Annotated in this window: 9 protein-coding genes and 1 pseudogene; 8 read left to right on the top strand and 2 right to left on the bottom strand. The window is 48.8% G+C overall.

Annotation, left to right across the window (positions count from 1 at the left end):
* Positions 1 to 603: 603 nt before the first annotated feature.
* Positions 604 to 1,148 (bottom strand): annotated as a pseudogene (locus tag HMPREF3167_RS10175) (DNA methyltransferase).
* A 196-nt stretch (positions 1,149 to 1,344) separates the two neighbouring features.
* On the opposite strand from HMPREF3167_RS10175, the gene HMPREF3167_RS03445 reads away from it, so the two are divergent.
* From HMPREF3167_RS03445 to HMPREF3167_RS09380, 8 genes are all read left to right on the top strand, one after another.
* Positions 1,345 to 2,979, top strand: a complete 1,635-nt coding sequence (locus HMPREF3167_RS03445) for an FTR1 family iron permease (protein WP_062614283.1) — start codon at positions 1,345 to 1,347, stop codon at positions 2,977 to 2,979.
* A gap of 72 nt (positions 2,980 to 3,051) precedes the next feature.
* Positions 3,052 to 3,705 carry an iron transporter gene (locus HMPREF3167_RS03440; protein WP_180947739.1) on the top strand — a complete coding sequence of 218 codons (654 nt, stop codon included), beginning with the start codon at positions 3,052 to 3,054 and terminating at the stop codon, positions 3,703 to 3,705.
* A gap of 122 nt (positions 3,706 to 3,827) precedes the next feature.
* Positions 3,828 to 5,090 carry a DUF2318 domain-containing protein gene (locus HMPREF3167_RS03435; RefSeq protein WP_062614284.1) on the top strand — a complete coding sequence of 421 codons (1,263 nt, stop codon included), beginning with the start codon at positions 3,828 to 3,830 and terminating at the stop codon, positions 5,088 to 5,090.
* A 1-nt stretch (position 5,091) separates the two neighbouring features.
* Positions 5,092 to 6,366 (top strand): ABC transporter permease, encoded by a 1,275-nt coding sequence (locus HMPREF3167_RS03430; protein WP_016444850.1) that lies wholly within the window; start codon positions 5,092 to 5,094, stop codon positions 6,364 to 6,366.
* Between the two features lie 2 nt (positions 6,367 to 6,368).
* Positions 6,369 to 7,499, top strand: a complete 1,131-nt coding sequence (locus HMPREF3167_RS03425; protein WP_083281064.1) for an ABC transporter permease — start codon at positions 6,369 to 6,371, stop codon at positions 7,497 to 7,499.
* Entirely contained in the window at positions 7,499 to 8,212 is a 714-nt protein-coding gene (locus HMPREF3167_RS03420; RefSeq protein ID WP_016444852.1) for an ABC transporter ATP-binding protein, read from the top strand. The genes HMPREF3167_RS03425 and HMPREF3167_RS03420 overlap by 1 nt, the downstream gene beginning before the upstream one ends.
* Positions 8,213 to 8,272: 60 nt before the next feature.
* Positions 8,273 to 8,716: an FMN-binding protein gene (locus tag HMPREF3167_RS03415; RefSeq protein WP_062614285.1), complete on the top strand. Its 444-nt coding sequence runs from the start codon at positions 8,273 to 8,275 to the stop codon at positions 8,714 to 8,716.
* 48 nt (positions 8,717 to 8,764) lie between these two features.
* A complete protein-coding gene (locus tag HMPREF3167_RS09380) occupies positions 8,765 to 9,751 on the top strand; it encodes an FAD:protein FMN transferase (RefSeq protein WP_083281063.1) in 987 nt (328 codons plus the stop codon).
* Positions 9,752 to 10,382: 631 nt separating this feature from the next.
* Here HMPREF3167_RS09380 and HMPREF3167_RS09915 read toward each other — a convergent pair.
* On the bottom strand, positions 10,383 to 11,106 hold a 724-nt coding region (locus HMPREF3167_RS09915; RefSeq protein ID WP_371440121.1), incomplete at its 5' end, for an IS3 family transposase.

Here is an 11,106-nt window from a genome sequence, read left to right as displayed (position 1 = left end):
TACCCGTCCACAAAATTTGACACAGCCCACTCGGCGGAGCAACACCACGTGAGATACTCCAGCAAATATTCAATCGTGGCGCATTAACCGCTTGATCCCGCCCATCAACCTTCCACTTTCCATTCTTCCGGCTCAGAGTATTGAGGGGTCTGGGACCGGGTCCGTAAACCCTTTATGTTTTTCGCGCACAGCGGTTTTTAGCGACGCACCCTATAGGTTTTCCGCAGAACTTATATGTGTTTCTGTGCACCCCATATGTTGTCTGTTTTAGCGGTATTTCGTTGTTAATTCCGCACGCGCGCATCAAATGGTTATTTATCGACGACACTCCGTGGAGTTCAAGTTCAACGTTTAGGACTCAATCCGGTTTTTCGCCTAGGGCGGCTTCGGGTTTCCGAGGCCGCCTTTTGCGTCCTGCGCTCGCTCAAGGTCTGCATCCGGAACGCGAAGACAGTATCGTTGTGAACCGTTAATAAACTCGTCGATCCCACATAATTACGGATCCAAGACGAGGCTAGCGATGAAATGCCGTTAAGGTGCTCTTTCTCCGGCACCGTGAGTAGGTGATTTTTTCCCCCCCCCCATACGTAGTCTGAGAGCCTTTTATTTTTTTGGTAGCTCTGAGCTCAACGGGCGCGGTCGAGGCCCAACGTATACACACGGTGCATCTAATAAGTATCCATTTGTTTGGGATACGTTTGTGCGAATATCCTCATGGAAATATATGGGCGCATTTGAGATGGGACGCAGGCTTACAACCACAACCGTGACGCCGGCGTTGAACTTGGCATTATTCCCCCATTTAAATGAGGTATAGGCGTACCCGATCTCTACGTCTTGTTCGTGAAGCAGGGGGGGGGACAGAAGACCGACGTGTTCGCCCTGGGTAATGGAGTTGGTAGAAACAAAGGCCAGCTCGGCACGGGTGCCGGAGATGTAGCGGCGCCCTTGATAAACCAGAGAGAAATGTAGTCGAGCTTCTTCGGGTACTTGGAGCTACCGAAAACCACCGGGTAATCCGCCTTCTGCTCTGTGGTCTGCATGCTCGATCCCACATATGGTGGGTTGCCGATCAGGTAGATCTCGTCTTCGCCGTTGTTCGGGCAGGCCTCGTCCCAGTCTAGGCGCGTGGCGTTACCAGCGTGGATCTAACCTGTTTCTTTCAAGGGGATGAGGGGGATGGAGATGCCGAACTGCTTCTTGAACTCGCGGTTCATTTGGAGTATCCCTTGAGAACTTGTTCTCAAAGATCCTATTTTCAACATGCCGGCCTTGCGCAATTAAAGTGGTAGCGCGTATGCTCATACTGGTTATTAGGTTAGGCTAACAAAAGCTGGAGGGCGAATGATGGCGTTTTCGCCTAGCAGTGCATCGGGCGCGCGAATATCGAAGATTTTAGCGATTTTCCTCTTTGTGGGAGTGTTCTTCGCTCTTTCTTCGTCTCTTACGGCGAATGCACAAGAAGAAGAGGATTGGCAGCCGGTAGTAACAAAAATGGAAGAGTACCTGGAGGGTATTCCTGCCGAGTATGCTTCGGGAGATTCTAAGGCAGTTCAACACTCCATCAGAAAAGCTTACTATGATATTTACCAGGTTTCCGGCCTTGAAGATCAAATTCGCCACAGGCTCGGGCGGGATAGGCAAGAAGACTTTGTTGCAGTTTTGCTAAACGTGCGCACGCTTTCCAATGAGGGGGCACCTCAAGACGAGGTCGAACAAGCGGTAAAAACTGCCATTGACCATCTAAATAAAGACGTTGCCGAACTTGCCACCACTAAGACTATTTCAGATCAGTGGACTAGGGTAGCCCAAGCAATCGTGGAAAATATTGACACCTCTGTTAAAGAGTACGGCGCGGGTGATGTGGATAAGGGCTACAAGCACGCTACCGCTGCCTACTTACAACACTATGAAGCCGAGGGGCTAGAGAAGGCAACAATCTCCTACATAGGGCAGGGGCGAGTTTCTGAAGTTGAAAACGGATTCCGAGATCTGCGTCAGGGAATTCGTGGCGGATTGGCACACGATGAAGTTGTCAAGATAGCTGAAAACTTAAAGTCAATGGTGAATGAGGACGCCACTGAGCTGGACAAGCTGGCTGGTTCCAATGAGGGACTTGGGTGGAAGGGATTCTTTGCCTCGTTCCTAATTCTGCTGCGTGAGGGTGCTGAAGCCCTCCTGGTTGTGGCTGCTGTTATTACCTATGCTATGAAGGCAAAGCGTAAGGATCAGGTAGCTGGAATCATAGTCGGCGTGGTCGCAGCCATCGTTTTGTCGGTAATGATCGCTATAGTGCTGGCTCGCCTCACATCAAACGTTTCAGGGTTGGCACAAGAGTTGATCGAGGGCTTTACCGGTATTGCTGCGGTGCTGATGCTCATATACGTTTCCAACTGGATCTTCTCCAAGTCTCATGGGGCCAAATGGAATGAGTACATGCAATCTGTTGCCGGATCTAAGACTCAGTCGGGTGGCGTATTCGGACTAGCCTTGGTTGCGTTCCTGGCGGTGTTGCGTGAGGGCGCGGAAACCATATTGTTCTTCTCTCCTATACTCACCGCGGCGCGTTCCGGTTCGGATTACGCATTCATTTGGCTTGGGGTGGGAGTTGCACTAGTCATTTTGATAATCCTATTCCTACTGGTGTGGGTATTTGGAGTTCGTCTACCAATCAGGAAGTTCTTCCGGTGGACTTCGGTTCTGTTGGGCATGTTGGCAGTTACCATTGCGGGTGGCGCTGCTAAAGAGTTCCAGGATGCAACTTGGCTGCATACAACTGATGTTCCGGGCGTACCGGAAATAGCTGTGCTTGGTCTTTACCCAACGGTTCAGACTTTGGTGGCACAGGCAATTGTGGTTGTAATTCTCATAATTTTGGCTGTTGTGCAATATCGCATCAGCAAAAACACAAAACGGGAGAGCTGTGCTAGCGCAGCAAATAACGAACAAAGATCGGTGAAAGATACAACTTCTGTTTAGTCAGTAACGTTACATCAGTTCTAACATCTCCAATTTTGGCCGGGAAATCCCGAAACACGAAAGGAAAAATAAATGAAGATCAAGAAAGCAATGGTTGCTCTTGGAGCGGCATTCGCGCTTACCTTGAGTCTTGCTGGTTGCTCGAATGATTCTGGTGACAAGCCCAAGGATGAAAAGGGTACTTCTGTGCAGAATACCGCCGACGAAAAGACGAGCTCTGCTGAAAAAGGGCAGGCAGTAGGAATTAACGAAATTCCGGTTGGCGATTCAGGCCCGCAGACCAGTGGTCCGTTAACTGTTGATTTGGTTTACTTCCAGGCAATCGACATGGAGCAAGGCTCGGTGCTAGTACCGCCGGCTTCCGAATCTGACATGCACTTCGAAGTTGACGTTGCTACCAATGAGAAGGCTGCTGAAATCGGTTATGAAGCCGATCAGTTCATGCCTTACTTGGAGATAAACGTGAAAATTTATGATCAGGCCACGGGTGGCTTGGTCAAGGATTTAGGGACGATGATGCCCATGGTGGCTTCTGACGGCCCGCACTACGGAAATAACATCAAGCTGGAACCGGGCGAGTACCGTGTTGAAGTTGAGATTCCTTCACCTGCTGACAAGTTCATGCTGCACACTGGAAAAGATACCTCCGCTGTCGACGGGCGTTTCTGGACCGAGCCACTGAAGTTCACTTTCGAAAACTGGAAGTGGGACGGCCAGCTGCTTTAAGCTAACCGCGTGTGAGAGCTCGGGGCATTGCCGCCGAGCTCTCACACTTATGTACAGTTTCATGATCGGTTATTTGAACTAAATAATTTAGTAGCTATTTTTAACTTTTTGCAGGGATTTACATGTTGGAATTGTTCATTGTTTCAATTCAAACGGCGCTTCCTTTGTGTCTAGCGGTGAGTATTCTGGTAGCCAGCCGAGCTCATGCACCTATGGAGCGACAAACGGTTGCCAAACTAACTTTTGCTTCAACCGCTATTGGCCTTTTGGGCGCGGGTGTTTTCACATGGTTGCGGTTGAACACCCCGCACGTTGATATTCCTGTTTTTACCGCCTGGGCGGGAATCGCGCTGTTTATTACCATGTTCGCGTTTTTGGTAATGCTTTGGTTGTTTGGCGATAGGGATTTGCATGATATAAACCAGGGAATGCGCCACCGGGGGCTGACCATAACCGCGATATTGGCTATATGTACCTCTGCTCTTTACTATGCGGTTCCATATTTTTATTCCACCGATTCGATTGTGCACACGGGTGGATCAGTTTTTGAAACCGCCTCCCTTTTACGTTTGGCCGGGTTTTCTTTAGGAACAATTTTGGCGGTGGTTGCCTGTTGGGGATATGTCCAATGTGCGAAAAAAGTTCCTTGGTGGGTGCGCACCCTAGTCACTTCGGTAGTTTTTATGGCGATGATACTGCCCCGCATGATTTTGCTGTATCAACAGTTCGCTACGAGGCGGATAGTGCCGTCTTTCCCCGGCCTATTTGACATAGTTTTGTGGATTCAACGCAATGAGGCGATGACTCAGCTGATACTAGTGTTTCTAATTGCTTTCCCTGGTTTTATAGCGCTGTGGACGCAGGTTAAAAAACCTCCACATAATCCTGCAGAGCGCCGTTTACAAAAAGCAGACACCATAAGCCGCCGTCAATTTTTTGGTTTATCTTCGGTCCTTGCAATTGCGTTTGCCTGGTCGTTGACGGATGGAAAGAGACGCTCAGAGTATGTTCCTGAACTAACAGATTTGGAAGCCACGACCTTGGAAGGCGATTTTGTATACGTGGATCGTCTGCTGGTTTCTGATGGTCACCTACATCGTTTTGGGTACAAAACAGGAAACGGAGTGGAAGTTAGATTTTTGGTGGTGCGTAAAAATGAGGTCGCTTTTGGCGTAGGTTTAGATGCCTGTGAAATTTGTGGAGATTCGGGATATTACGAAGATAAGGGAAAAATAATTTGTTCTAAGTGTGACGTGATGATGAACGTGCAAACCATTGGATTCCCCGGCGGTTGCAACCCGATCCCAATCAAATATGAGGTGGAAGATACTCGCTTAAAGTTTTTCGCTGAAGAGTTAGAAAGCCACGAGAAGGTGTTTAGCTGATATGTTTTTCTGGATTATGATAGCCCGCGCATTGCGTAGGCAGGCAGTTAAACGCCTGATGATAGCTGTGACAGTAATGTTGGGTGCTTCCCTTACAACATCGATGCTGGCGGTGATGTTTGATGTTGGAGATAAAGTACAAGAAGAACTCAGCTCTTATGGTTCTAATTTGCAGGTTCTTCCCCAAGGTAGGGCAATGGCCGCGGATTTGTACAATATTGACTCTTCCGAGCAGGGTGGCGGCGCGTTGCGGGAAGATGAATTACCGAATATGAAAACCATATTTTGGACGTACAATATTGAAAACTTCACTCCCTATTTGGAAACAAAGCTTGAAGTAGACGGTAAAGAAGAGCAGGTGCGGGGTACCTGGTTTGATAAAGAACTCGCCATTCCAACCGGAGAAAAGGTTATGACGGGTATGGACGGCATGCGGGAATGGTGGAAATGGGAGGGAACTTGGGGAAAGACGCCTAAAGAGGTAATAGTGGGTTCCCGTATTGCTACAAAGAATGATTGGAAAGTTGACGATACTTTACAAATTCGTGATAAAAACGGTGATGTTGTCGATGTGGTTATTTCCGGAATTTTTACGGGCGGAGATGCAGAAGATTCGCAAATATATGCAGATCTTGATCTGGTTCAACAGCTTACCGGGCGGGATAATGAGGTTGATCGGGTAGAGGTACGCGCAATTACTACGCCGGATAATGATCTGTCTCGTAAAGCTGCTGAAGATCCTACATTGCTCACTTTGGACGAGTGGGAAACATGGTATTGCACGGCCTATGTTTCCTCTATTGCCTATCAGATAGAGGAAGTTATGACCAACGCAGTGGCTAAGCCCGTACGTCAAGTTGCAGATACTGAGGGGGAGATCCTTAATAAAACTGAGCTTATTATGGCTTTTGTTGCCCTATTTGCAGTGATTGGATCGTCTTTAGGGATTGCGAATTTGGTGTTCGCTTCGGTTATGGAGCGTTCACGTGAAATTGGTTTAATGAAGGCTATAGGTGCACGAAACCGAGAAATTATTCGACTCATGTTGGCAGAGGTTCTTATCGTTGGGTTGTTTGGCGGAGTTGTTGGATTTGCTTTAGGTTTCGGATTGGCTCAACTAATCGGACACATTGTTTTTGGATCCGCTATAGCTATGCGGCCAATTGTGGCCCCTCTAATGGCGTTAATTGTGTTTGTAACCGTACTTTTGGGATCTTTGCCTGCCATCCGTTCACTGGTACGTGTGCAGCCGGCCCAAGTGTTGCACGGGAGGTAACCGTGAAAAATAAGCATACTGCGATGTATTTGCGCATGATCTGGAAGGCGTTTTTAAATCGGATTACCCGTGTTTTCATTGCCTCCCTGTCAATAGCGGTGGGGGGTACAACTTTGGCCGCATTGGGTTTGGTGGCCTTCACTGTTCCGGCCCAAATGAGTAAGGAGTTGCGTGCGTTTGGTGCCAATATGGTTATATTGCCTGATTCTTCAGAAAACCTTACGGATGGCACATTGCAGGAAACTGATTCCATAGTTGGCAACAGCGTACTTAAACGCGCCGGATACCAGTATGGAAACATACTATACAATCAGCAGCCATTGCAGGTAATGGCAACGGATTTGGACGCTGTGCAAGGTGTCCGCCCATATTGGAACTTAGATGGGAAAATGCCTGCTAATGATGATGAATTCTTGGTGGGCGCAGATGTGGCTACGCGTTATCGTTTCTCAATTGGGGATGAGGTTGGTCTGATGCAACCCACGTCTGAAAATGCGGTCTCTAAACAGATGAAGGTTTCTGGAATTATTCACACCGGAGGGCCGGAAGACGAGCAGATAGTAATGAGCACTAAAACACTAAGTGAATTTTTAGGAGATCGTGGTTATGACATCATCGAGTACTCAATAGATGCAGACTCTAAAGTAATTGCGCAATACGCCAAACAAATAAACACTAAAGTAAAAAATGCTGACGCTCAAGTAGTGCGCCGTATTTCAGAGGCGGAAACCGGAATCGCCACTACTTTGCGTACCTTAATTTGGATAGTTTCGGCAATAATATCGCTGCTCACCTTGATAGCGGTTTCCACAACTCTTAATTCGATAATTTCAGAACGCTCCAAGGAAATCGGATTGAAGAAGGCTCTTGGTGCACTGCCTGGTGATGTTATGCGCGAATTCGTAGGAGAATCGCTTATGCTGGGAGTATTCGGGGGGACGTTAGGTGCAGCTACAGGGGTGTGGATCGCAGCGGAAATATCACGCCGTGTGTTTGCCATAAACCTGAATATAAATTGGTGGGTCGTGCCAATAACACTCATATTTTCAATAGTCATAGCGATGCTGGGCTGTTTGATGCCAGCACGCAGAATCACCAAAATAGATCCTTCACAAGTTCTAGGGGGAGAATAATGCCCGCAGATTCTATATATTCAGTACGCTCGGCTAGTCGGCACTACGGCGATCTTGCGGCACTCGACAACGTGAGCTTGGAAATTCCGCGTGGTCAATGGCTTTCCATAGTGGGCCCATCTGGTTCGGGGAAATCGACCCTGATGAATATTTTGGGTTGTTTGGATTCACCCACTTCGGGTGAGGTTCTTTTAGAAGGCGACCGTCTAGATAAAATGGGCGAGGTGGAGCTGGCAGATGTACGCCGTCATAAAATCGGCCTAGTGTTCCAACAGTTCCATCTTGTTAAACACCTAACCGCTGTGGAAAACGTGATGTTGGCGCAGTACTATCATTCGGTTCCTGATGAGCAGGAAGCGCTTGAAGCACTGGAACAGGTGGGGATGAAAGACAGAGCTACGCATCTACCTCATGAACTTTCTGGAGGGGAGCAACAGCGTGTCTGTGTGGCCAGAGCTTTAATAAATCGTCCGGCCGTGATACTCGCTGATGAACCCACCGGAAATTTAGATGAGACTAATGAAAAAATAGTTATAGATTTCTTTCATCGCCTGCATGAAGAGGGAACAACTTTGGTAGTGGTAACGCATGATGCCGAAGTGGCTGCACAAGGGCAGCGGCAAATAATTTTAGAGCACGGGCGAATTGCCCAAGAGGTCACCGATCTGGCCGATTCTCCTATAAAAGAATTACGTTTCGGTGAAACTTATTAACAGGAGCCGAATAATCGCAAAATGCCAAATATTTAAAAGTTAGAAAACTTGGAGGGCCTTATGGGAAGTTCCCGATTGTTAGCTATAGCAGCGATTGTGGGAGTTGCAGTACTTGGCGGGTGCTCGGCCGATGTGCCGGCTGCAAACACTTTGCCAGATGGGGAATATGAAGGAGTTTCACAAAAAGAAGCTGATGGTTCTTACGGCACAGTGAATTTCACAATTAGTGGAGGAAAAGTCACTAAGGCAAACTTTTTAGTAAAGGATGCTGATGGTACGCCCCATGATGAAGATTATGGTTTGGGAACCGATGGCAAAGCACATGATCCGATTTTTTATCAAAGAGCGCAAGACGCGATAAAGCACGAAAAAAGCTATGTGCAAAAGTTCCAGGAGACGTCGGATCAAAATCAGGTTGAGCGCATCGCTGGTGGATCTCTTTCACACAGATTATTCATGCAGGCGGTTGAAGACGCCGTGCTTAACGCTGGCGCCGAAAAGTAAGACTCGGTAATCTGAGTGATCGGGCATGGTTCATATAGCTTTCCCGCTATGGGTACGCTGGTGTGCGCCACTTGGGAACCGGCGGGGAATGTTGAAGAAATTCAGCGTCTTATTCGTCAACGAGTTAGAGAACTAGAAAATAGGCTTAGCATATTTAAGCAAACTTCGCAGGTGGTCGCACTTAGCCGTATTTTAAATGCTGGTTCGGAAGATATTTTGAAAAAATTCAGAAGCTCCCTCTTGCATTCTTCCAACGTTTACAGCCTGGCAGGGAGCGCGGAAGTTGGTTTGGAAAATCATGATGCTGGAGCTGAATTGCTTTTCCGATTGGGAGATATATTGCAGGCAAATCGGTTTTCTTCCGATCTGGCACGAGTCATGGAAGCATCCGTAAAATTCGCGAATTTGACTCAAGGCGCATTTTACCCGTTTTTGGGCCGTCAAATGCGTGATTGGAAAAAATTGGTGGCTGAAAGGGCGAATAGAGAATTTGAGCTTAGTGATTCCATAATTGATTTTGGAGGTATCGCCAAGGGGTATGCGGCAGATCAGGTGCGTGATTTGGTAGTTTCTAAGGGAGGGGAAAACGTGGTGGTGTCATTTGGTTCCTCCTCTATTTCGATTGCGGGTGACCCAGTATGCGTTGGCCTGCAAAGCCCTTGGGAGGGATTGGAAGAGTTTGGGCACTTGTTGCTTACTCATCCGGCGCTTTCTGTTAGTGCTGATACAGCTACACGAATAGGTTCGGGTAAGCGCGTTAGCCATGTTTTAGATCCAAGTACTGGAAAGCCGGCATTTACGGACCTTGTTGCCGTTTTAGTTTGTGCGGCTGATGGTATGGAGTGTGAGGCTTGGGCAACCGCTTTCTTAGTGTTGGGTTTGGAAAGAGCTATGGATTTGGATGCGACTCAACAGCACATAGACACGGTTTTTTTCACGGCAGATGGTCGGGTGTTAGCTAGTCCTAATTTGCAGATTACTGCTCATCCGGGAGTGCAGCAGTGGCTGGAAGCACAGCGAGTTAGGACTCAATAAAAAGCTTTTAGTTTCGGGTGTAATGCTGATTTAAAACACTGTTAAATACAGCGGTATTAGATAGGCTGGCATATTCCGAATTTGCACCGCACAAGAAGATTGAAGTCTGAGCTGTCGTCGATCCTGATTCCCTCAACTCCCGCGCTTTGTCGAGCTTGCGAACAATCTGTTCGGGCGCGTGTTTACTGAACTTTTTCACCATTGCTCCATTCTCCCCACCTAGTGGCGGGGCATCAATGGACCACACTCAAGTCACCTGGACCTAAAAACCTAGGACACTCCAGGGTGCGCCAGATTAAAAGCACCCGCAAGCCGATCGTGAAAACCCTTTTGCATAAACTTGACGACCAGGCATCCCTAAAATCATCCTACAATACGAGCAGCGTTGGTGAGCAAAGCGCCAGGTAAGTAACCAGCATGGGATTTTAATCCTCAAATGGTTAAGTGGTCTTTACAGTATCGTGTGTGAAGTGAAAAGCGTAGCTTGCTGGGGGCGAGCTGGTGTGTGATGTGTTTATTTGCAGGGGAAAGCTATTTTTATGATCATTTAGATTCGCACCAAACACCGTAAAGACATTGGTAAGGTGGGGTTGCCCGCAAATGGTGGACACGTAGTGGAGCTACCTCATAGTTAGGCAGCTGTTTCTTCTTCGTTGGTGGTCTGGGTGATGTGGTGCTCGAAGTCGACGGGGCTGAGCATCCCGAGTGCGGAGTGCCGCCGGCGACGGTTGTAGACCACCTCAATCCAGCGCGCGACACCCGCGCGTGCAGCATCCCGGGTAGGCCAGCGCTGCCGGTCGTAGAACTCGGTCTTCAGTGTCGACCAGAACGATTCAGCCATCGCGTTGTCAAAGCACACCCCAGTACGCCCAACGGACTGGGCAATGCCCAGGCCGCGGCAGACGTCCCAGAGCTGCTCGCTTGTAAACTGTGCGCCACGGTCGGCGTGAAACACCAAGCCATCAGCAACGTCACCGCGTAGCGTATGCGCCATCCGCAAGGCCCGCTCGACCAGGGAAGTATCTTGCACGCTATCCATAGCCCAGCCCAGCACACGGCGGGAATGACCGTCACGGACCGCGCACAAGTACAACCAGCCCTCCCCGGTGCGCAGATAGGTAATATCCGACATCCACACCCGGTTCAGCCCACCGGCATCAAACATGCGCTTGACCAGGTCCGGAAGCGTGGACGTACGCTTGGACTGAATCGTTGTCACCGGGACGAAGGCACGTGGTGAAATCCCTTCAATGCCCATCAGGCGCATCCGCTTGGCCACAGTCTTACGGTTGAGCGCAATGCCGAAGCGCTCGGCGAGCTCTGCGGTGATCCGCGGGGCACCGTAGACGTGATCA

The sequence above is a fragment of the Trueperella sp. HMSC08B05 genome (assembly GCF_001808405.1).
GTDB classification, from domain to species: domain Bacteria; phylum Actinomycetota; class Actinomycetes; order Actinomycetales; family Actinomycetaceae; genus Trueperella; species Trueperella bernardiae.
The sequence above is the reverse complement of the archived record's forward strand: the minus strand, read 5'-3'. Positions and strand labels throughout refer to the sequence as shown.